Below are 19671 nucleotides of genomic sequence, written 5' to 3'. Positions count from 1 at the left end.
TTGCTGCGCCGTGGCGGTCTGCCACGCCTGCCGGAGCCGCACGATGACCGGGCTTCTGCAAAGCCACGCATCCGACGTCATCGCGCTCGGCACGCTCGCCGTGCTCTACCTCGGCGGCGCCGGCATCGCGCTGTGGCGGATCCGGGCCGCGGCGCCGCGCGGCAAGGTCTACTGGGTCGTCTGCGCGGCGCTGCTCGCCGGCGGCGCCATCGCGATGGGCATCAACCTGTCGCCGATGCCGGACACCGGGGATATGCCGCCCGGGTTTGCGCTCGGCGTCGAGGCCGTTCTGCTCGGTCTCGTATTGGTCGCCGGCGGATGCGCGTGGCTGATGCTGCGCGCGCTGCGACGCTGACGCGCGTAAGTCGCGCGCCCCGGCTTCGTCCCGCACGAACGGCCATCCGCGGCGCGCACCGGCCGCCCCTTCCGTGATCCGCGTTGTTACCGCAACGCGTTACGCGGACGGTGCACGCGCCGTCACGAGCCAGCATGCCGCGTCGAAGCGCACATCGGCACCGGCGGCATATGGCTCGAACGCGGCACGCATCGTGTCGACCACGCGCCGCCGCGTAGCCTCGTCCACCTCCAGCAACGCAAGCCCGACCGGGCCCAGCCGCGTGATGTAGTCGTCCAGCGCGGACTCGGGCAGCGCGCACGCCAGATCGACCGGCTCGATCTCACTGTCCGCCCAGCCGCTGTCCGCCAGCACCGACGCGATCCGCTGCCGGTCGCCGAACGCGAACTGCCCCGGCGCGCCGGGTCGCCGTGCGGGCAGGTTCGGCAGCAACGGCGCGGCGGCCCGCTCGGCGATCGTCATGAACGGATTGTCGGCCGCGCTGCGCCACGCGACGAACCGCATCTGCGCATTCGGCCGCGCCGCATGCCGCAGATTCGCAAAGGCACGAACCGGATCGTCGAAGAACATCACGCCGAGGCGCGACACGATCAGGTCGACGCTCGCCGGCTCGAACGCGTGCATCTGCACATCCGCGCGCACGAAGCGGGCGCGAATGCCGCTGCGCTCGGCGCGCGCCTGCGCGGCGTCGATCATCCGCGCAGAGATATCGATGCCCATGCATTGCGCGTTCGCACCGAGCCGCCGCGCGAGCGCGAGCGTGACCGCGCCCGTGCCGCAGCCGACGTCGAGCACACTGCGCGCGGACGACGGGGCCACCGCATCCACCAGCAACTTCTCCAGCGGTTCGAACATCCGGTCGATCGGCGCCTGCGTATCGACCCACGCGCGCCCCGACGGGCCGTTCCACAGCGCGGATTGTTCATCGTTGGGACGGCTGCTTTCCATCGTCGATTCCCCTTCTGGTTCATTGATCGTGCACCGCACTGTGCTGCTTCAAGCCGGCTTGAGGTCAAGGCCCTCCGGCCGCGACGTGCGGTCGCAATGTCGACACCCGGCCCGCGTACGAGCCCCCGTCGCGCCCCGGTTTGTTCACATTTCTTACATTCGTGTTGCGTATCGTTGACGACTTTCCTACGGTGCCTCCCATGCGACGACTCCTCCCGCGCGCCCTGCTCGTGCGCTGCGCCCCCCTTGTTGCCCTCGCCGCGCTGTCCGCGTGCTCGAACCACATCGATTCGCCGGACGATCCGGCGAGCGCGTCGGTCAACGTCCAGGCCGCGTGGGTCGAGATCGGCGACACGAACCAGGCGATCGCGCGCGTGATCACGAACTACACGCCCGCGTCGGCCAGCGATCCGCTGTGCCCGCAACTGACCGTCGACGGCAAGCTGTCGCGCATGTCCCTGCGCGCGGGCGCCGCGACCATCGCCCTGCGGCCGACCGCCAGCGACCCGTCCGATTCGAAGCCGTCGAGCTTCCCGGTGTCGGTCTGCGAGGCAACGCTGCCGGCCGACGCGCAGGCGGCGAGCGTCGCGGGCCGCACGCTGCCGCTGCCGAAGGCGCAGCCGCAACGCATCGCGATCATCGCCGACACCGGCTGCCGCATGAAGAAAGCCGACAACGCATGGCAGGCGTGCAACGACGCGACGGTGTGGCCGCTCGACACGATCGCGGCCAGCGTCGCGAAGCTGTCGCCCGATCTGGTGATGCACATCGGCGACTACCACTATCGCGAGAACGCGTGCCCGCCGGACATCGCCGGCTGCAAGGACAGCCCGTGGGGCTATGGCTGGGATACGTGGCAGGCCGACCTGTTCCGCCCGGCCGCGCCGCTGCTCGCGAAGGCGCCGTGGGTCGTCGTGCGCGGCAACCACGAGGAATGCGCGCGCGCGGGCCAGGGCTGGTTCCGCTTCCTCGATCCGCGTCCGTATTCGGCCGCGCGCTCGTGCGACGATCCGGCCAACGACAACAACGCGAACTATTCGGAACCCTATGCGGTGTCGCTCGGCGGCGGCTCGCAAGTGATCGTGTTCGACACCGCGAAGGTCGGCCGCACGCCGCTCAAGACGACCGACGCGCAATTCGGCATCTACCAGAAGCAGTTCCAGACGGTTGCCGCGCTCGCATCGAAGGCCGGCATGACGACGACGATCTTCACGAACCATCATCCGATCCTCGCGTTCGCGCCGATCGCCGGCAGCACGCCCGCGCCGGGCAACCTCGCGTTGCAGTCGGTGATGTCGAGCCTCAACGCACAGGCGTACTACCCGCCCGGCGTGCACGTCGCGCTGCACGGGCACGTGCACGACTTCCAGGCGATCAACTTCTCGTCCGGGCATCCGGCGACGATCGTGTCCGGCAACGGCGGCGACAATCTCGACGTCGCGCTGCCCGACCCGTTCCCGGCCGGGCTGACGCCCGCACCGGGCGCCGTGATCGAGCGGCTGTCGCACAACAACAGCTTCGGCTTCCTGATCATGGAACGCCGCGCCGCCCCGGCGACCGGCTGGGTGTTCCACGCATATTCGGCAGCCGGCAAGCTGCTCGCGTCGTGCAATCAGTCGGGCACGACACTCGCTTGCGACAAGACGGGGTTCATTGCGCCGTGAGTGAAGGAGTTCGATGTGACGGCCGCGATGCACGCGGCCTGCAAACGCTGCGCACGCTGGCCACGGCGGCTGTGCTCGCCGGCCTGGCGCTTGCCGCTCACGGCGCGCCGGCCGAAACCGTCCTGCTTCCCGGTGCGCCGCCTTCGCGAGTCGTCGACACGATCGGCAACGGCACGCCGCAGGTGACGGGCAAGATCGATGCGGCGACCGCGCGCTTCGCGCCCGACCCGACGCTCGTCGCGCTCGGCCGCCGGATCTTCTTCGATCCGCGGTTGTCCGAGCCGCGCGGCATGTCGTGCGCGGGCTGCCACGACCCGGGCCGCGCGTTCGCGCCGACGCTGTCGGCCGCCTCGCTCGCGGGGCCCGGCGTGCCGGAAGGCAGCCGGCCCGGGCGCTTCAGCCAGCGCAACGCGCCGTCGCTGCTCTACGTGCGATACGTGCCGCGCCGCCACTTCTATCAGGACGACGACGCCCCCGCACCGTCACCGTTCGGCGGCCTGTTCAGCGACGGCCGCGCGGATACGCTCGCCGAGCAGATCCGCGGGCCACTGTTCGATCCGAACGAGATGAACAACCGGTCGCCGGCCGCGCTGCTGCGCAAGGTCGACGCGACCGAACTCGCGCCCGATCTCGTCGCACGCTTCGGCGCGCCGGTGCGGCGCGATCCCGAGCAACTGGTGCGCGCGCTCGGTCTGGCCGTCGAGGCCTACCTGCAGAGCGACGAGATGGCACCGTTCACGTCGCGCTTCGACGCGTTCCTGCGCACGCGCAAGCCACTCGCGCCAGCCGAGATGCGCGGCCTCGCACTGTTCCGCAATCCCGACAAGGGCAACTGCATGAGCTGCCATACGCTGTCGGAGACGTCGAGCCGCCCGGAGCGTTCGCTCTTCACCGATTTCGGCTACGACGCGATCGCGGTGCCGCGCAACCGCGCGCTGCCGGCGAACCGCGATCCGCGCCATTTCGACAACGGGCTGTGCGACACCGCACGGCGGCTGCGCTGGCCAGAACCGACGCAATGGTGCGGCTACCTGCGCACGCCGGGGCTGCGCAACGTCGCGGTCAAGCAGACGTTCATGCACAACGGCGTGTTCACGACGCTGCGCGACGCGGTCGCGTTCTACAACACGCGCTCGACCGACCCGGGCTTCTGGTATCACGGGGCCAGAACGTTCGACGACGTGCCGGCCGCCTACCGCGGCAACATCAACGTCAACTCGACGCCGATGAACCGCCGGCCGGGCACGTCGCCCGCGCTGAGCGACGCGGAAATCGACGATATCGTCGCGTTCCTCGGCACGTTGACCGACGCGCGCTATACGGGGGTTGCAGCCCACGCGGCGTCCGCTGCCCCGGCTGCCCGGATCACGCGAATCGCCACGCCGGCTCGTTGACCCTGGCCGAACGGCCAGCCGCACGCGCAACCGCTTGCGGCCGCCGCAAACACTGGTTATATTTACAGCACTGTATTTATGAACAGTGAGGCGCACGATGGAACATCTGGTCCGTATCGTCAACGAAGCCGATCGCCAAGTGCTGGCATGGCTCCGCGCCCAGGTCGGCGATGCCCGCGTCGAGCGCGCGGCTCGCCAGCTCGGGCATACGCGCAAGCCGTTTCCATCGGCCGTTTGCCGCTATCTGGGCATGAGCGCACCGGCCACGCTGCGGCAGGCCGAACGGCCCCGCGCCGCGCGCGATTTCTCGGTCGGTGATCGTTACCTGTCGCTGATCCGCCAGCACCTCGCCACGCACTCGGCCAGCCGATGAAATGGCGGCGGCTTGCCGCGTCGGTGGCTCGGATCGCCGGGGCGTTTGCGAATGCGCAAGCCCGGCCGGTTGCCACCGCGCTTACGTGGCCGCGGTGGCTTCCCGTACGAGGCGGCCGAGCGTTTCGAATGCCGCTTCGTGCGCCGCATCGAACACGCGCGTGCACGCGAGCCGGATATAGCCGTCGAAGCGGTCGGAATTCGAGAAGATCGAACCGGGCGCGATCCTGACCCCGTGCGCGAGCGCGGCGTCGAAAAGTGCCTCGGAGCGCACGCCGTCCGGCAACGCGATCCATAGCAGCATCCCGCCCGGCGGCTGGTTCATCCGCGTTCCGGCCGGGAAATGCCGCGCAATCGCGTCGATCGTCACGTCGCGCTGCACGCGCAACTGTTCGCGAAACCGGTGCAGATGGCGATCGAACGCGCCCGAACCGACGAATTCGGCCGCAACGGCCTGCAGCAACGCGGCGTTGTGCCGGCTGTGCGCGAACTTCAACATCTTCACGCGCGCGTGCCAGCGCCCCGCGCTTATCCAGCCCAGCCGCATCCCGGGGGCCAGCACCTTGTTGAACGACGGGCAGTAGATCACCGTGCCGTCGCGATCCCATGCCTTCACCGGCTTGACCGCCTGCGGCGCCTCGACGAGCTCGCGATAAGGCTCGTCCTCGATCACGGCCACGCCGTGGCGCGAACACAACGACGCGAGCGCGGCCTTGCGCTCGTCGGGCATCACGCAGCCGAGCGGGTTCTGCAGGTTCGGCACGACGACCACGGCCCGAATGTCCGGATACGCGGTCAGCGCCACTTCGAGCGCCTCGATCGACAGGCCGGTCGTCGGGCTGGCCGGGATTTCGAGCGCGCGCAGGCCGAGGCTTTCCAGTAACTGAATCAAGCCGAAGAACGCGGGCGATTCGATCGCGATCGTGTCGCCGGGGCGCGCCACCGCGCGCAACGCGAGATTCACGGCATCGACGCCGCCGCTCGTCGACATCACGTCGTCCGGCGTCACCGTCACGCCGTATGACAGCGCGCGCTTGGCCATCGTCTGGCGGAACTCGGGCGAACCGCCAACGGGCCCCGCATCGGTCAGCAAGGTAGGCTTGCGCCGCAACAGCCGGATCGCAAGCGCCTGCAGGCGCTCGGCCGGATACAGCGTGGCCAGCGCGGAAGCACCGCCGAGATTGAGCGCATCGGGCGCCGCGTTTGCGCGATCGATCACACGCGACACGCGTTCGTGCAGGCCCGCGAACGGCGGCTCGACGCGCAGCGGCGGCCCGTCGCTTTCCGGCAGTGTTGCGAGCGCGACCGCCGCGCGGCGCCGCACGAAGTAGCCTGAACGCGGCTTCGCCTCGCACCAGCCCGTATCCTCGAGCCGCCGGAACGCCTGGATCGCGGTCGACAGGCTCACGCCGTGCTGTGCCATGAACGCGCGCACCGACGGCATCCGGTCGCCGGGCGACAGCGTGCCGGCCGCGATGATGCGGCGGTAGTGCTCGGCGAGCCGTTCGTAAAGCGGCTCGCCGTCCATCGGCAAAGGTGGGCGGGATGATTCGGTGAAAAGCGTCATGCCGGCGATCGTGCCCGCGCGTCCGATCGCGCGCCAGATACAGATTCCGGGGAAACCCACCGATACAGCAGCGCATAATCGCCGTCTGCACCGCAACAGATTCCCGCCCCCTGAATCTGTCGTGCCGGTGCCCGTTTCCCTAACCTGATTGCACGCTGTCGCCTCGCCGTCGCAAGGCCGCGCAACCGGGAAAGGGAATCGCCATGCAAACGCATCACATCCGGCTCGACGCCGGGCAAAGCCACTTTGCGTGGTTCGACAAAGGCAGCCAGGTGATCGTGCTGGACGGTGCGCTCGCGGTCACGCTGCGCCACGGCGGGCTCGACTGGCTGCCCGACGCGCCGCAGCACATTCGCCGCTTGCTCGACGAAGGCGAATGCCTGACGTTCGAGACGGCTGGCCACGTCGCGCTGTCGGCCGGCGGCACGGGCGCGGTCAGCACGGCGGTCGTGGAGCCGGACGAACGGCCCGGCATGCTCGCGGCATGGCGTGCGGCTCTGCGCCGGTTGTCCGGACGGATCCGCGGCGGCCATCGCGTGGGCGAGCACTCCTGAAATGGCGATTTGACGCGTCACTGAAAAGCGTCAGGCTGCCACCGCCTCATCCAGCGGAGATCTGGCGCGACCCGGTTCGGCCGTGCGCATGCGGATCGACCGACCTCGCCCCCTTCAACCGCCGCAGCCCGCCTGGCACGCGGCGGTCACGACGTCACCGCACGCTCCTGCGACGTTCGACCCACTCGAATACCGCCATCCCTGCCAGCATCGCGACGACGAATACGATCCCCTTCGCCGACCCGAAGCCGATCGACACGACCGCGGGCCCCGGGCAGAACCCCGCGATCCCCCAGCCGATGCCGAACACGGCACTTCCGGCAACCAGCCGAACGGTGATCGCCCGCACTGCCGGCAACTGCATCGGCAAGCCGAGCCACGACCGCGTCCGGCGCTTCGCCCATGCGAACGCAAACACGGCCACGCCCATCGCGCCGGCCATCACGAACGCGAGCGACGGATCCCAGCGCCCCGTCAGGTCGAGAAAGCCGAGCACCTTCTGCGGATTGGCCATGCCCGACACGATAAGGCCGACGCCGAACAGCAGCCCCGCCAGAAACGCGAATCCTGCCTGCATGTCAGCCTCCCAGCACGTGCCGTCGCACGAAGACGGTCACGAAGCCTGCGGCCATGAAGACCACCGTCGCGACCACCGAACGCAGCGCACCGCGCGACATCCCGCACACGCCGTGGCCGCTCGTGCAGCCGCCCGCGTACCGCGTGCCGACGCCGACCAGCAGCCCGGCCGCCAGCAATTCGACCCAGCTGGCATCGATCTGCGGTGTCAGGCGGTTCCCGGCAAAGTACATCACGAGCGGTGCGGCGATCAGCCCGGCGACGAACGCGGCGCGCCAGTTGCGCTCGCCGGCGCGCGCCGTGAGCAGACCGCCGACGATGCCGCTGATGCCGGCAATCCGGCCGTTGAATGCGACGAGCCACGCGGCCGCGAGCCCGATCAGCACACCGCCGGCCAGCGACAGCCACGGCGTGAAATGAAGTGCATCAAGCTGCATCGCGCCGCCCCTTCGCGGCCGGGCCGCAGAACTGTTCGTACAGCACGCCCATCACCGCGATCGCGGCCGGGCTGTCGAGCGAATAGTGGATGTTCTTGCCGTCGCGGCGCGTGCGAACCAGCGCGTTGTCCCGCAACACGCCGAGCTGCTGCGACAGCGTCGGCTGGCGGATGTCCAGCGTGGTCTCGAGATCGCTCACGCACCGCTCGCCCTGGGACAGTTCGCATAGCAGCAGCAGCCGGTCGGGATTGGACAGCACCTTGAGCAGCGCGCAGGCCGATTCGGCAGCCGCGCGCATCTGGTCGGGTTCCGGCAACCCGGCGGAAAGATCGTCGTTCATCGGCGCAGGGAGACAATTAAAGGATCAATATTATATTAATTTATATAATGATGCTCCCAGCCGTTTGCCGGCAGAGGCAGGCTGCCTTGCACCGCCCCCTTCGCTCAGGCCTGCTCGCCCGCCATCGCCTTCGCGGCCGTCACGCGCGTCGAATCGGCACGGACCACACCGAGCGCCAGCACCGCGATCCCCGCGATCACGCACGGCGCCGCGACGACGGCAAACGCAGTCGACAACGGGACGCCCATCGCCAGCATCGCGCCGCCCGCCATCGATCCGACGACCGAGCCGCCGCGGCCGATCCCGTTCGCCCAGCTCACGCCGGTGGTGCGGCACTCGGTCGGATAGAACGCGGCCGACAGCGCATTCGCGCCAACCTGCGAACCCGACACGCAGAAGCCCGCCGCGAACACGGCGAGCGCGGCGCCCCACGGCGACGCGGCAAACATGCCGATCGCGGCGACGAATATGCCGGCCGCCGCGTAGCTGCAGGCCAGTACGCGATGCGGGTCGAAACGGTCCATCAACCCACCGAGGACGATCGCACCGAGCGTGCCGCCGACCTGGAACATCGCGGTGACGCGCGCGGCCGTCTGCAGCGTCGCGCCGGTCGTGCGCAGCAACGTCGGCAGCCAGCTCGACAGCAGGTAGATCACGAGCAGGCTCATGAAGAACGTGAGCCACAACAGCAGCGTGCCGCGCAGCAGGTCGGCGCCGAACAGGCGGCCGAGCGGCGATCCGGCCGACTTGCCGGCGGGCGCGATGAACGATGCGTTCAGAAGATGCAGATCCGGCGCAATGCGCCCCAGCATCGCAGCGATCCGTTCGCGCGACGCGCCTGTGTTGACGAGATAGCGCACCGATTCCGGCAGCCGCCACGCAAGCACCGGCAGCAGCAGCAACGGCGCGGCGCCGCCGACGACGAGCACCGCGTGCCAGCCGTGGTGTTCGATCAACGACGCAGCTGCGAGCCCGCCCAACGCGGAGCCGATCGTGAAGCCGCAGAACATCGTCGTCACCAGCAGCGAACGGCGCCGTGCCGGGCAGTATTCGGACGTCAGCGTGATCGCATTGGGCATCGCGCCACCGAGCCCGAGCCCGGTCACGAAGCGCCACGCGATCAGCTCGGTCAGGCCGCCCGCGCTCGCCGACGCGGCGCTCGCGATGCCGAAGCACGCCACGCAGGCGAGCAGCAGGCGCTTGCGGCCGAACCGGTCGCCGAACGGCCCGAACACGAGCGCGCCGGCCATCAGCCCGGCGAGTCCCGCGCCGAACACCGGTGCGAGTTGCGCGGGCGACAGGCCCCATTCCGCGCGGATGACGGGCGCGATGAATCCGATCGATGCGGTATCGAAACCGTCGATCGCGACGATCAGAAAGCACAGGACGACGATCGCGGCCTGAAACGGCGCAACGCGATGCCGGTCGATCCATTCGCTGACGTCGATGGACAGCGTATCGGCCATGATGGTGTCTCCTCCAGGAAGGCGATCGCGCGTCGTATCGTTGAAATGCGCGCCGCCGGAATCGGGCCAACCGCGCCGCGTTACGCGACGGAGGTCAGGCAATCCTCTGCGCGCCAACCGTGCAGCCAGTCGAGCGCGTCATAGAACTGCGCCTGCGTACGGCCGACCCAGAGCCCGTTGCGCACCTGCCGCTCGACGCCCTTCGCGTGATAGATCCGCCCCATCTCGCGCGCCGAATACAGCACGCGTGCGGTGCGTGGAATCCGCGCGCGCTCGTACAGCGCGAACGCGGCCTCGAAATCGCCATCGGTCCGGGCTACGGCCGCGCCGAGCGTCACCGCATCCTCGAGCGCCTGGCACGCGCCCTGCGCGATGTATTGCGTCATCGGATGCGCGGCGTCGCCGAGCACCGTCGCGCGGCCCGCGCTCCAGCATTCGACCGGATCGCGATCGGCGGTCGCCCAGCGCTTCCACGACGTCGGCCGGTCGAGCATCTGCTTCGGCAGCGGATGGACACCGTCGAAGTACGACAGCACTTCTTCCTTGCTGCCCTCGCGCACGCCCCAGGTTTCCTGGTCGCGGCTGTGGAACGTGACGACGAGGTTGTACTGCCGCCCGCCGCGCAATGGATAGTGGACGAGATGGCAATGCGGGCCGGCCCACACGACCGGCGCATTGATCTGCAGGTCCTGCGGCATGTTGTCGACGTCGACCACCGCGCGATACACGACGTGGCCCGTCACGCGATGCGCGTCGCCAATCAGCGCATGACGGATCGCGGATTTCACGCCGTCGCAGCCGATCACCGCATCGGCGCGATACCGTTCGCCGTGCTGGTCGGTCACGGTCACGCCGTTGCCGTCCTGCTCGAAACCGCACACCTGCGTGCTTGTCCGGAATTCGATCAGCGGATGATCCTTGACCGCCTCATAGATCGACAGGTGAATGTCCGCGCGATGAATCACCGCATACGGATTGCCGAAGCGCTCGCGGTACGCGGCGCCCGTATCGATGCGCGCGACCTCGCGTGCATCGATCGCGTCCATCAGCTGCAGCCAGTCGGTGAACACGGCCCGGCTGCGCGCGGCCTCGCCGACACCCAGCGCGTCGAGTGCGTTGAACGCGTTCGCCGCGAGCTGGATCCCCGCGCCGATCTCGCCGATCTGATCCGCCTGTTCGAGCAGCTTCACGCGAATGCCCTGGCGCGCGAGCGCGAGCGCCGTCGCGAGCCCGCCGATGCCGCCGCCGATCACCAGCACGCGCCGGCCGTTGTGTTGTGTCTCGCCCATGTCTGTCTCCTGCTATGTGTTACGCGACGTAATCCGGTTGCCGCTGTGGCTGTGCGGCCTCGAAAGCCGGCTCGCGCCGCGCGTGCTCGAAAACTGCGAGGCTGCGCGGATACGCGCTCAGGTCGCAATCCATCCGCAACGCGTTCGCGACCTGCGGCACGAGGCACACGTCGGCCAGCGTCGGCGTGTCGCCGAAGCACCACGGGCCTGTATCCGCACGCGCGAGCAGCCGCTCGACGCCGGCCATCCCTTCCGCGATCCAGTGCCGGTACCACGCGGTCTTCTGCTGCGGCGTGACCTTCAGTTCGCTGTCGAGATAGCGCAGCACGCGCAGGTTGTTGACCGGATGGATGTCGCAAGCGATCAGCGTCGCGAGTTCCAGCACGCGGGCGCGGTGCTGCGGTTCGAGCGGAATCAGCCGGGGTTCCGGATGCAGCTGGTCGAGGTAATCGAGGATCGCAAGCGACTGCCCGAGCCGGAAATCCCCGTCGACCAGCGCCGGCACCACTGCCGACGGGTTCACATTCGCGACGTAGGTCGCTTCGCGATGCTCGCCGGTGCGGATGTTCACCGGAAGCGTGTCGTACGACAGCCCTTTCAGCGCGAGCGCGATGCGCACCCGGTAGGACGTCGAACTGTTGAAGAAGCTATGCAGTTGCACGATGTCGCCTTTCCTGGAAGATGCGTCAGACCACACGCACGGTCAGTTCGCCGAGCCGTTCGACGCCGACCTTCATCACGTCACCCGCAACCACCGCGCCGACGCCTTCAGGTGTGCCCGTGAAGATCACGTCGCCCGGTTCGAGACGGAAGAACTTCGACAGGTCGGCCACCGTTTCCGCGACCGACCAGATCAGGTGCGACACGTCGCTCTTCTGCTTGGTCGCATCGTTGACGGTCAGCCACAGGCCACCCTGCTCGAAATGACCGACGTCGCTTGCCGGATGCACGGGCCCGATCGGTGCCGAGCGGTCGAATGCCTTGCCGATTTCCCACGGCCGGCCCATTTCGCGCATCTTCATCTGCAGGTCGCGACGCGTCATGTCGAGGCCGACCGCGTAGCCCCACACGTGTTCGAGCGCGCGCTCGAGCGGAATGTCCGCACCGCCCTTGCCAATCACCGCGACGAGTTCGGCTTCGTAGTGATAGTTCTGCGTCTGCGACGGATACGCGAGATCGAGCGTTTCGCCGTATGCGACCGGCACGATCGAATCGGCCGGCTTGCAGAAGAAGAACGGCGGCTCGCGATCGGGATCGAAGCCCATTTCGCGCGCATGGGCCGCGTAATTACGGCCGACGCAATAGACGCGGCGAACCGCAAATTGGGCATCACTGCCGGCAACGGGCAGCGCCACGGGCGCTTCGGGCGGGAAAACGAAAGTCATGAATGGCTCCAGCATCAATACGAATGAAGGGGCGCGCCGCGGTGACGGCGCACGGAAAACGGGAAACGGGAAACGGCAAACGAATCGTCGAAACCGGCCGGCGTCAGTCGCGCGCTTCGCGCAGCAGGTTCAGCGCGGACAGCACGGGCCGGTCGGAATAGCTGAACAGCACGCTGTCGGACGACGCCGACAGCCGCACGGGCACCCACGACGGCGCGACGAAAATATCGTGCGGCTCGAATTCGAAGGCGTTGCCGCCGATGTGCGCGGTGCCGCTGCCTTCGGCGACGCAGTAGATCGTCGCGTCGGTGCTGCGATACGTGCGGCCGTCGAAACCGGCGGGCAGGAACTGCATGAAGGTGGCGATCGTCGGCATCGGCCAGCCACCCGTCGCGGGGTTCACATAGCGCAGCTTCACGCCGTCCCACGCGTCGAGCTCGCCGTTCCGGTACAGCGCGTCGAGCGCCTCGCGGGTACGCGCATACGGATAGCTGAAGATCGGCGACGTCGGATCGCTCGCGCGATGCCGCACCGGCACCATGTTGTGGCCGAAGCGCGCGAAGCTGTCGCCTTCCGGGCGGCTGATCGGCTGCACGGCTTCCGGGTAGTTCTCCGCGAAGCCCGCGTCGAGGTTTGCGAGCAGCGGAATGTCGAGCCCGTCGAGCCACACGACCGGCTCGCCGCCCGCTTCCTCCGACGGGTTGCCGTGGTCGTGCCACGCCCACGACGGCGTGATGATGAAGTCGCCCGGATGCATCGTCGTGCGCTCGCCGTTCACGGCAGTCCACGCGCCGCACCCTTCGACGATGAAGCGCAGCGCCGACTGCGTATGCCGGTGGCTCGGCGCGATCTCGCCCGGCAGGATCAGTTGCAGCCCCGCGTACAGGGTCGGCGTCATGCTCGACTTGCCCGGCAACCCCGGGTTCTCCAGCACCAGCACGCGACGCACGGCTTCCTCCGCGCTGATCACGCTGCCGGCCTGCATCACGAGGTCGCGCACCTGTGCGTACTTCCAGATCGCGGCCTGCGCGGCCGGCTGCGGGGATTTCGGCACGAGGTTGTGCAGCGATTCCCACAGCGGCGCCAGGCGTTGCTCGGCGATCCGTGCGTAGTAGGCGGCGCGCGACGCGTCCGGATGGGTCGTCATGATGTCTCCTGGGAGTCGGCCGATCGGCGTCGGCGCTATGTCGGGGCGAGGACCATGAAGCAGTCCGTTAGCTGATTTATATTCGACCAAGACATACCCGGTAAAATGGTCAAATCATCTGATCCATATGATTCTGGATATACCTACTCGCGACGAGGCATGCAATGGACTGGACCCACCGGCTGCGACTGCGGCATCTGCAGGTACTGTTGAGCCTTGCCGGCACCGGCAATCTGAGCCAGTCGGCGGTGGCGCTCGCGACCACGCAGCCCGCGCTGTCGAAATGGCTGAAGGAACTGGAAGAGGATGTCGGGCTGCCGCTGTTCGAGCGGCATGCGCGCGGCCTGCGACCGACGCCCTACGGTGAAGCGCTGATCGAGCATGCGCGTCGCGTCGAAGCGCAGCTCGACGTCGCGCGCGACGACATGGCCGCGCTGCGGGAAGGCGGCAGCGGCCTCGTGACGATCGGCACGTCGGGCGTCGCGGCGGCCGACACGGTGCCGCTCGCGGTGTCGCAACTGCTGAAACGCATGCCGCGCGCGCAGGTTCGGATGACCGAAAGCACGATGAACCAGCTGATGCCGCAGCTCGCACGCAGCGAACTGGATATCGTCGTGGGCCGTTCGGGGTCGACATCCGTCGATCCGCTGCTCCACGCCGAAGCGCTGTATGTCGATCCGGTCGTGTTCGTCGCACGGCCCGACCATGCGCTCGCCGGCGCGGCGTCGGTCGGCTGGGACGACGTGCTCGCCTATTCGTGGATCGTGTGGCCGTCGGGCACGCCCGTGCACAACGCGCTGGAGGCCGCGCTGACGGCCGCCGGCCGCGTGCGGCCGCCACACTGCGTCGAATCGAATTCGTCGATCCTCAACCTCACGCTGCTGAACAACACCGACCTGCTCGGCGTCGCGTCGCACCGCGCTGCGCAGCGCTTCGCGCAACTGAACGCGATCCGGATCCTGCCGATGCAGCTCGAAGGCCAGGGCGCGGTGTCGATGTACTGGCACCCCGACAGCGCGAATCGCGCGGCCGTGGCCGCGACGATCGAGTGCCTGCGGGCCTGTGCGGCCCCGCAGGTTGGTGGATGGGAGAAAGTGAAGGCGGATTGAAAGTGGCTCGGCCCGGCGTCAACCGGGCCGAGCCACCACGACGCCGCGATGCATCACATCACGCACCGTCGCAGGATGCCGTGCCGTCCAGCATCAGCGTGCCGACCCGCGCGGGCACGAGCGGCGTGCGCGGCACCGGCGGTGTCCAGCCGAACAGTGCCTGTGCGGCCGCGCCGCACACGCGGCCCTGACACGCGCCCATCCCGCAACGGGACTGCAGTTTCGCGGCCGTCCAGCCCGGCGCTTGCGCGACTGTATCGAAACGCACGTCTTCGCAGCGACACAGCAGCGTATCGGGCCGAGCAAGCCGGCGGATCGGCTCACGGATCGCGAAGCGCTCGCGCACGGCATCGGCAAACGCCTGCCAGTGCACACGTTGCTTAACCAGCGCAGCCAACGGCGCCGTCTGCCCGGTCGCCGCCAAACCGGCGATCTCGCCTTCGACCATCGCCAGTTCGCTGCCGCCGACGCCCGTACACTCGCCAGCCGCGAAAACCCCGTCACGGCTCGTGCGCTGGTGCGCGTCGACCGCCACCGCGCCGTTGTCGACCCGGCAGCCGAGATGACTCGGCAGCACGGTATTCGGCACGAGGCCGAAGCCGCACGCGAGCCGGTCGCAGTCGACGTCGAACTCGCGGTCGCCCTGACGAATCCGCACGCGTTCGAGCCGCTTGTCGCCGAACGCTTCGACGACATGCGCATCGGGCCGATAGGCGGCCGTGACGAGTTTCGCGGCCTGCGCGAGCTTCGACGGCCAGCGCCACAGCCCCGCGCCGAAACCGGCCACGTCGCCCCATGCAGCCTGTTCGAGCACGTGCGACACGCGTGCGCCGGCCTGACGGGCCGTCGCGGCACTCGCCAGCAGCAGCGGACCGCTGCCCGCGATCACCGTGCGCTGCCCGCGCACGTCGAGGCCGTACTTGATCAGCGCCTGCAAGCCGCCCGCACCGGTGACACCCGGCAGCGTCCAGCCCGGAAACGGCAGCAGCAGCTCGCGGGCGCCGCAGCAGAGAATCAGCGTATGGAAATCGAGCAGCAGCCCGCGCTCGTCGTCTTCGAGCAGCAGCGTGCCCGGCTGCGTTTCGGCGACGATGCGCGTTGCCGCGAGATGCGTGACGTTCGGCTGCCGCAATACGGCGAGCCGCTCGGCGGCGGCCGGCGTCGGCGTCGCCGATGCGCCTTGCCGCCAGATCTGCCCGCCCGCGCGCGGGTTGTCATCGACGATCGCGACCGTCGCACCGCTTTGCGCGGCGGCCCGCGCGGCCGACAGCCCGGCCGGGCCCGCACCGACGATCGCGACGTCGACGCTCAGTCGTTCCTGTTTCATCGCGTGCGCTCCACCTGCATCCCGTCGCGGCACAGCGTCTGGCAAGCCAGCCGGCGGCGGCCGTCGATCGTCATCCTGCACTCCTGGCAGATGCCCATCCCGCAAAACGGCGCACGCGCCGCACCCGTGCACGACACGCGCGTCGTGTCGTCGCCGCTCGCCGCGACGGCAGCCGCGACGGTCGCGCCGTCGGCCACCGTCAGCGCGCGGCCGTCCAGATGAATGATCATGTCAGCCTCCGCCGGGCCGCCCCAACGGGGCTGACCGCCCCCGCGGGGAGCGCCGTGCATGGAACCGGCGTAAGCGCTGAAGCGCCAACTCCGGTCGACAGCGAACGAAGTGAGCGTGGGGGTCGTTTCATGTCAGCGCTCCGGCTACAAGGGACGCGCTCAGGAAGCGTCCCGGCAAATACGGTTCGATATCGATGGGCGGCCGTTCGCCGGCCATCAGCGCAGCGACGAGCCGCGCGCTGCCCGGTGCGGTCGTCACGCCGAGCCCTTCATGGCCGACCGCGAGCCACACGCCCGGCCGCGCCGGATGCTCACCGAGCAGCGGCAATCCGTCAGGGCTCGCAGAACGGAACCCCGTCCATGAACGGATGCCGTTCAGGTCGGCCAGATCGGGCAGATAACCCACCGCGCGGCGCAGCATGCGCGCCAGCACGGGCGGCTCGACTTGCGCGTCCTCGGTGTCGAACTGGCGCGACGAGCCGATCAGCAGTTGGCCGGTCGGCCGCGGCTGCACGTTGAACGCGACCGACGTGCCGTCGCTCGCATGCGCGCTCGCCGCATAGCCCAGCTCGACGAGCTGGTGCGACACCTGGCCCGGATAGCGGTCGGTGATCAGCAGATGGCCCTTTTTCGGGCGCAGCGGCAGCTCGGGCAGCAGCGTGCGTGCCGCCACGCCGTTCGCGACGAGCACCCGCTCCGCGCGCAGCGTGTCGCCGCTCGCAAGCGTCACGCTCGGGCCATCGACCGCGACGGCCCGGTCCCGCCGCAACGTGATGCGCGGCGCGCGCTGCAGCAGCCAGTTCGCGGTGACGGGCGCATAGAGGATCGCATCGCCGGGAATCTTCAGCGCACCGCCCAGGCCCGTGCGCAGCATCGGCTCCAGTTGCGCGAGCGTCGCCGCGTCGATCAGTTCGCCCGCCACGCCGTGCGCGGCCAGCGTCGCCTGCTTCGCGCGCGCCAGATCCATTTCGTGCGCATCGGCCGCGAGCCACAGCGTGCCGCAGTTGCGGTACGCGCACCCTTCGGGCATCTCGCCGCTCAACGCGCGCCACAGTTCGATCGAATAATGGCTGAGCGCGAGTTCGGCCGCGTTGTCGTCCATCGCGACGAGGTGCCCCATGCCCGCGCCGGTTGCCCCGCCGCTCGCGTCGTCGACGACGAGCACGCGCAGCCCGCGCTGCGCGAGTTCGTGCGCGCACGCCGCACCGACGATGCCGGCGCCGATCACGACGACATCCGTCTTCGCGTCGCTCACGGCGCAATACCCCAGCCGAACGGATCGTCTTCCTCGATCAGCAGCGTCGCTTCCGCGCTCAGGTGCGCGCTGCCGCGGATCGTCGGCACGATGCCGCCTTCGGCCTGCTCGTAACTCGCCTGGAACACGCTGCCGATCACGCTCGCCTGCCGCCACACCGCGCCCGGCGCGAGCTTGCCGTCGGCCGCGAGGCAAGCGAGCTTCGCGCTCGTGCCGGTGCCGCACGGAGAACGGTCGTATGCGAGACCCGGGCACAGCACGAAGCTGCGGCTGTCGTGCTCGGGATCGTCGGCGAACAGCTCGATGTGATCGATCTCGCCGCCGTTCGCGCCGGTGATGCCCGCGCGTTCGAGCCCTTCGCGCACGGCCGACGCGTATGCGGTGAGCGCCGCGACGTTGTCGCCGGCGACACGCTGCCCATGGTCGCTGATCAGGAAGAACCAGTTGCCGCCCCACGCGATGTCGCCTTTCACGGGGCCGTAACCCGGCACGTCGAGCGCGACGCCCTTCGCATGGCGATAAGCGGGCACGTTGCGCACGCTGACCGACAGATCGTCGTGCAGCGTCGCCTCGACGGTGCCGACGGGCGTTTCGATCCGGTGCACGCCCGGCGCGATGCGCCCCATATGGTGCAGCGTGCGCACGACGCCGATCGTGCCGTGCCCGCACATCCCGAGATAGCCACTATTGTTGAAGAAGATCACGCCGGCCGCCGCGTCGGGCGATACGGGTTCGCACAGCAGCGCGCCGACCAGCACGTCGCTGCCGCGCGGTTCGAGAATGCAGGCGGTGCGGTAACGGTCGTGCTCGCGCGCGAGCACGTCGCGGCGCTCGGCCATCGTGCCGCTGCCGAGTGCGGGGAAACCGGACACGACGAGCCGAGTGGGTTCGCCGCCCGTGTGCGAATCGATGATCTGGATGCGCTTCATCATGAGCCGTCCGAAGTGGGGAAAGGAGCATAGCTTCCTCCGTCGCGCGTCCGTCCGCTTGTGGCTTTTCGATGAGGACGACGACGAAATCGGCATAGTGCGACGCGCCCTTCCCGCGCCGTCCGGTCGCTGTGCCGATTTCGTCATTTTGCTCCGCGATACGACTCAAGCGTGATGGGCATTTGCGCGGCGATACTGGTTGCACACCGACACCTCGTCGGCCGACCGATACAAACACGTAGGAGATTGAAGTGAGCCGAAACGCCATTCAGTGGACCGGGGTTTTCCCGGCTGTCAGCACCCAGTTCAAAGCGGACTTTTCCCTCGACATCGACGCCACGCACCGCGTGGTCAAGAACCTGGTGAACGACGGCGTGTCGGGCCTCGTGGTCTGCGGCACGGTCGGCGAAAACACGTCGCTGTCGACGAGCGAGAAGCTGCAGGTGATCGAAGCCGCACGCGACGCGGCCGGCGGCAAGATTCCGGTGATCGCCGGCATCGCCGAATTCACGACCGAATTCGCGCGCAATACCGTGCGTGAAGCCCAGCGCGTCGGCGTCGACGGCGTGATGGTGATGCCCGCACTCGTCTACTCGGCGAAACCGCACGAAACCGCCGCGCACTTCCGCGCGGTCGCAACCAGCACCGACCTGCCGGTGATGGTCTACAACAACCCGCCGATCTACAAGAACGACGTGACGCCCGACGTGCTGATCGCGCTGCAGGATTGCGAGAACATCGTCTGCTTCAAGGATTCGTCGGGCGATACGCGCCGCTTCATCGACCTGCGCAACGCGGTCGGCGATCGCTTCGTGCTGTTCGCGGGCCTCGACGACGTCGTGGTCGAGAGCATCGCCGTCGGCGCCGAAGGCTGGGTGTCGGGCATGTCGAACGCGTTCCCGAAGGAAGGCGAAACGCTGTTCCGTCTCGCGAAGCAGAAGCGTTTCGACGAAGCGCTCGCGCTGTATCGCTGGTTCATGCCGCTGCTGCACCTCGACGCACGCCCCGACCTCGTGCAGTGCATCAAGCTGTGCGAAGAGCTGGTCGGTCGCGGCAGCGCGATCACGCGTCCGCCGCGCCTCGCGCTGCAGGGCGACACGCTCGCGGAAGTGAAGGCCATCGTCACGAAGGCGCTCGAAACGCGCCCGGCGCTGCCCGACGTCGGTCTCTGATCGACTCCCCCTGCGGCGGCGCGCGGGCTTCCCGCCTGCGCGCCGCCGTCTCCGGTCCGGCATGGCCCGCGGGCCCGTTCGCACCGGCGCCAGCCCGCGCCGCACGTGAACGCCCCGCAGCCCGCCCCGGTCGTTCGAACCGGGCGACGCCGGCC

21 protein-coding genes are annotated in these 19671 nt (G+C 68.9%); 7 read left to right on the top strand and 14 right to left on the bottom strand.

Going from position 1 to position 19671, the window contains the following annotated elements; genetic code table 11:
* The first annotated feature begins 43 nt into the window (after positions 1 to 43).
* Positions 44 to 355 carry a hypothetical protein gene (locus LGN19_RS01875; RefSeq protein WP_122949458.1) on the top strand — a complete coding sequence of 104 codons (312 nt, stop codon included), beginning with the start codon at positions 44 to 46 and terminating at the stop codon, positions 353 to 355.
* Positions 356 to 454: 99 nt separating this feature from the next.
* Here LGN19_RS01875 and LGN19_RS01870 read toward each other — a convergent pair whose 3' ends face one another.
* On the bottom strand, positions 455 to 1303 hold the full coding sequence (locus LGN19_RS01870) for a class I SAM-dependent methyltransferase (protein ID WP_226212991.1): 849 nt from the start codon (positions 1301 to 1303) through the stop codon (positions 455 to 457).
* A 200-nt stretch (positions 1304 to 1503) separates the two neighbouring features.
* Here LGN19_RS01870 and LGN19_RS01865 point away from each other — a divergent pair, with 200 nt between their 5' ends.
* The 3 genes from LGN19_RS01865 (at position 1504) to LGN19_RS01855 (ending at position 4734) form a co-directional block, all read left to right on the top strand.
* Positions 1504 to 2967, top strand: a complete 1464-nt coding sequence (locus LGN19_RS01865; RefSeq protein WP_226212990.1) for a metallophosphoesterase family protein — start codon at positions 1504 to 1506, stop codon at positions 2965 to 2967.
* Complete coding sequence (locus tag LGN19_RS01860) at positions 2964 to 4361, top strand: cytochrome-c peroxidase (protein ID WP_226212989.1); 1398 nt, start codon at positions 2964 to 2966, stop codon at positions 4359 to 4361. The genes LGN19_RS01865 and LGN19_RS01860 overlap by 4 nt, the downstream gene beginning before the upstream one ends.
* Positions 4362 to 4458: 97 nt before the next feature.
* Positions 4459 to 4734, top strand: coding sequence for a hypothetical protein (locus LGN19_RS01855; RefSeq protein WP_011355479.1), 276 nt, complete (start codon positions 4459 to 4461; stop codon positions 4732 to 4734).
* 81 nt (positions 4735 to 4815) lie between these two features.
* Here LGN19_RS01855 and LGN19_RS01850 read toward each other — a convergent pair whose 3' ends face one another.
* Positions 4816 to 6300 (bottom strand): PLP-dependent aminotransferase family protein, encoded by a 1485-nt coding sequence (locus LGN19_RS01850; RefSeq protein WP_226212988.1) that lies wholly within the window; start codon positions 6298 to 6300, stop codon positions 4816 to 4818.
* Between the two features lie 203 nt (positions 6301 to 6503).
* Here LGN19_RS01850 and LGN19_RS01845 point away from each other — a divergent pair, with 203 nt between their 5' ends.
* Entirely contained in the window at positions 6504 to 6854 is a 351-nt protein-coding gene (locus LGN19_RS01845; protein WP_226212987.1) for a hypothetical protein, read from the top strand.
* Between the two features lie 154 nt (positions 6855 to 7008).
* Here the strand turns inward: LGN19_RS01845 and LGN19_RS01840 are convergent, their stop codons facing one another.
* The 8 genes from LGN19_RS01840 to gtdA all read right to left on the bottom strand — a co-directional run bounded on the left by LGN19_RS01840 (position 7009) and on the right by gtdA (position 13494).
* On the bottom strand, positions 7009 to 7431 hold the full coding sequence (locus LGN19_RS01840) for a DUF6691 family protein (RefSeq protein WP_226212986.1): 423 nt from the start codon (positions 7429 to 7431) through the stop codon (positions 7009 to 7011).
* A 1-nt stretch (position 7432) separates the two neighbouring features.
* Positions 7433 to 7867, bottom strand: coding sequence for a YeeE/YedE family protein (locus tag LGN19_RS01835; protein ID WP_226212985.1), 435 nt, complete (start codon positions 7865 to 7867; stop codon positions 7433 to 7435).
* Positions 7857 to 8207, bottom strand: a complete 351-nt coding sequence (locus LGN19_RS01830) for an ArsR/SmtB family transcription factor (protein ID WP_122949452.1) — start codon at positions 8205 to 8207, stop codon at positions 7857 to 7859. Before LGN19_RS01830 ends, LGN19_RS01835 begins: the two co-directional genes overlap by 11 nt.
* Positions 8208 to 8311: 104 nt before the next feature.
* Positions 8312 to 9673 (bottom strand): MFS transporter, encoded by a 1362-nt coding sequence (locus LGN19_RS01825; RefSeq protein ID WP_226212984.1) that lies wholly within the window; start codon positions 9671 to 9673, stop codon positions 8312 to 8314.
* Positions 9674 to 9753: 80 nt separating this feature from the next.
* The gene (locus LGN19_RS01820; RefSeq protein WP_226212983.1) at positions 9754 to 10962 is read right to left on the bottom strand and encodes a 3-hydroxybenzoate 6-monooxygenase; all 1209 of its coding nucleotides are present in this window, start codon (positions 10960 to 10962) and stop codon (positions 9754 to 9756) included.
* Between the two features lie 19 nt (positions 10963 to 10981).
* Positions 10982 to 11623, bottom strand: a complete 642-nt coding sequence (maiA, locus tag LGN19_RS01815; protein WP_226212982.1) for a maleylacetoacetate isomerase — start codon at positions 11621 to 11623, stop codon at positions 10982 to 10984.
* Positions 11624 to 11648: 25 nt separating this feature from the next.
* On the bottom strand, positions 11649 to 12347 hold the full coding sequence (locus LGN19_RS01810) for a fumarylacetoacetate hydrolase family protein (protein ID WP_122949448.1): 699 nt from the start codon (positions 12345 to 12347) through the stop codon (positions 11649 to 11651).
* A gap of 103 nt (positions 12348 to 12450) precedes the next feature.
* The gene (gtdA, locus tag LGN19_RS01805) at positions 12451 to 13494 is read right to left on the bottom strand and encodes a gentisate 1,2-dioxygenase (RefSeq protein WP_226212981.1); all 1044 of its coding nucleotides are present in this window, start codon (positions 13492 to 13494) and stop codon (positions 12451 to 12453) included.
* Between the two features lie 164 nt (positions 13495 to 13658).
* Between gtdA and LGN19_RS01800 the strand changes: the two genes are divergently transcribed.
* Positions 13659 to 14603 carry a LysR family transcriptional regulator gene (locus tag LGN19_RS01800; RefSeq protein WP_226212980.1) on the top strand — a complete coding sequence of 315 codons (945 nt, stop codon included), beginning with the start codon at positions 13659 to 13661 and terminating at the stop codon, positions 14601 to 14603.
* A gap of 58 nt (positions 14604 to 14661) precedes the next feature.
* On the opposite strand, the gene LGN19_RS01795 is transcribed toward LGN19_RS01800, so the two are convergent.
* From LGN19_RS01795 to LGN19_RS01780, 4 genes are all read right to left on the bottom strand, one after another.
* On the bottom strand, positions 14662 to 15930 hold the full coding sequence (locus LGN19_RS01795) for an FAD/NAD(P)-binding oxidoreductase (protein WP_226212979.1): 1269 nt from the start codon (positions 15928 to 15930) through the stop codon (positions 14662 to 14664).
* Positions 15927 to 16160, bottom strand: a complete 234-nt coding sequence (locus tag LGN19_RS01790; protein ID WP_012338331.1) for a 2Fe-2S iron-sulfur cluster-binding protein — start codon at positions 16158 to 16160, stop codon at positions 15927 to 15929. The genes LGN19_RS01795 and LGN19_RS01790 overlap by 4 nt, the downstream gene beginning before the upstream one ends.
* Positions 16161 to 16287: 127 nt before the next feature.
* Complete coding sequence (locus LGN19_RS01785; protein ID WP_226212978.1) at positions 16288 to 17415, bottom strand: NAD(P)/FAD-dependent oxidoreductase; 1128 nt, start codon at positions 17413 to 17415, stop codon at positions 16288 to 16290.
* Complete coding sequence (locus LGN19_RS01780) at positions 17412 to 18344, bottom strand: 4-hydroxyproline epimerase (RefSeq protein ID WP_226213506.1); 933 nt, start codon at positions 18342 to 18344, stop codon at positions 17412 to 17414. The genes LGN19_RS01785 and LGN19_RS01780 overlap by 4 nt, the downstream gene beginning before the upstream one ends.
* 251 nt (positions 18345 to 18595) lie before the next feature.
* Between LGN19_RS01780 and LGN19_RS01775 the strand changes: the two genes are divergently transcribed.
* Positions 18596 to 19516, top strand: a complete 921-nt coding sequence (locus LGN19_RS01775) for a dihydrodipicolinate synthase family protein (protein ID WP_226212977.1) — start codon at positions 18596 to 18598, stop codon at positions 19514 to 19516.
* The last annotated feature ends 155 nt before the right edge of the window (positions 19517 to 19671 follow it).

Source organism: Burkholderia sp. AU30198 (assembly GCF_020419825.1).
GTDB lineage: Bacteria > Pseudomonadota > Gammaproteobacteria > Burkholderiales > Burkholderiaceae > Burkholderia.
This window is presented reverse-complemented; position numbering and strand designations above follow the sequence as displayed.

Coding starts and splice junctions, on each gene's coding strand:
- LGN19_RS01875 (WP_122949458.1), top strand. CDS start 44: ATGACCGGGCTTCTGCAAAGCCACGCATCCGACGTCATCGCGCTCGGC.
- LGN19_RS01870 (WP_226212991.1), bottom strand. CDS start 1,303: ATGGAAAGCAGCCGTCCCAACGATGAACAATCCGCGCTGTGGAACGGC.
- LGN19_RS01865 (WP_226212990.1), top strand. CDS start 1,504: ATGCGACGACTCCTCCCGCGCGCCCTGCTCGTGCGCTGCGCCCCCCTT.
- LGN19_RS01855 (WP_011355479.1), top strand. CDS start 4,459: ATGGAACATCTGGTCCGTATCGTCAACGAAGCCGATCGCCAAGTGCTG.
- LGN19_RS01850 (WP_226212988.1), bottom strand. CDS start 6,300: ATGACGCTTTTCACCGAATCATCCCGCCCACCTTTGCCGATGGACGGC.
- LGN19_RS01845 (WP_226212987.1), top strand. CDS start 6,504: ATGCAAACGCATCACATCCGGCTCGACGCCGGGCAAAGCCACTTTGCG.
- LGN19_RS01840 (WP_226212986.1), bottom strand. CDS start 7,431: ATGCAGGCAGGATTCGCGTTTCTGGCGGGGCTGCTGTTCGGCGTCGGC.
- LGN19_RS01835 (WP_226212985.1), bottom strand. CDS start 7,867: ATGCAGCTTGATGCACTTCATTTCACGCCGTGGCTGTCGCTGGCCGGC.
- LGN19_RS01830 (WP_122949452.1), bottom strand. CDS start 8,207: ATGAACGACGATCTTTCCGCCGGGTTGCCGGAACCCGACCAGATGCGC.
- LGN19_RS01825 (WP_226212984.1), bottom strand. CDS start 9,673: ATGGCCGATACGCTGTCCATCGACGTCAGCGAATGGATCGACCGGCAT.
- LGN19_RS01820 (WP_226212983.1), bottom strand. CDS start 10,962: ATGGGCGAGACACAACACAACGGCCGGCGCGTGCTGGTGATCGGCGGC.
- LGN19_RS01810 (WP_122949448.1), bottom strand. CDS start 12,347: ATGACTTTCGTTTTCCCGCCCGAAGCGCCCGTGGCGCTGCCCGTTGCC.
- gtdA (WP_226212981.1), bottom strand. CDS start 13,494: ATGACGACCCATCCGGACGCGTCGCGCGCCGCCTACTACGCACGGATC.
- LGN19_RS01800 (WP_226212980.1), top strand. CDS start 13,659: ATGGACTGGACCCACCGGCTGCGACTGCGGCATCTGCAGGTACTGTTG.
- LGN19_RS01795 (WP_226212979.1), bottom strand. CDS start 15,930: ATGAAACAGGAACGACTGAGCGTCGACGTCGCGATCGTCGGTGCGGGC.
- LGN19_RS01790 (WP_012338331.1), bottom strand. CDS start 16,160: ATGATCATTCATCTGGACGGCCGCGCGCTGACGGTGGCCGACGGCGCG.
- LGN19_RS01780 (WP_226213506.1), bottom strand. CDS start 18,344: ATGAAGCGCATCCAGATCATCGATTCGCACACGGGCGGCGAACCCACT.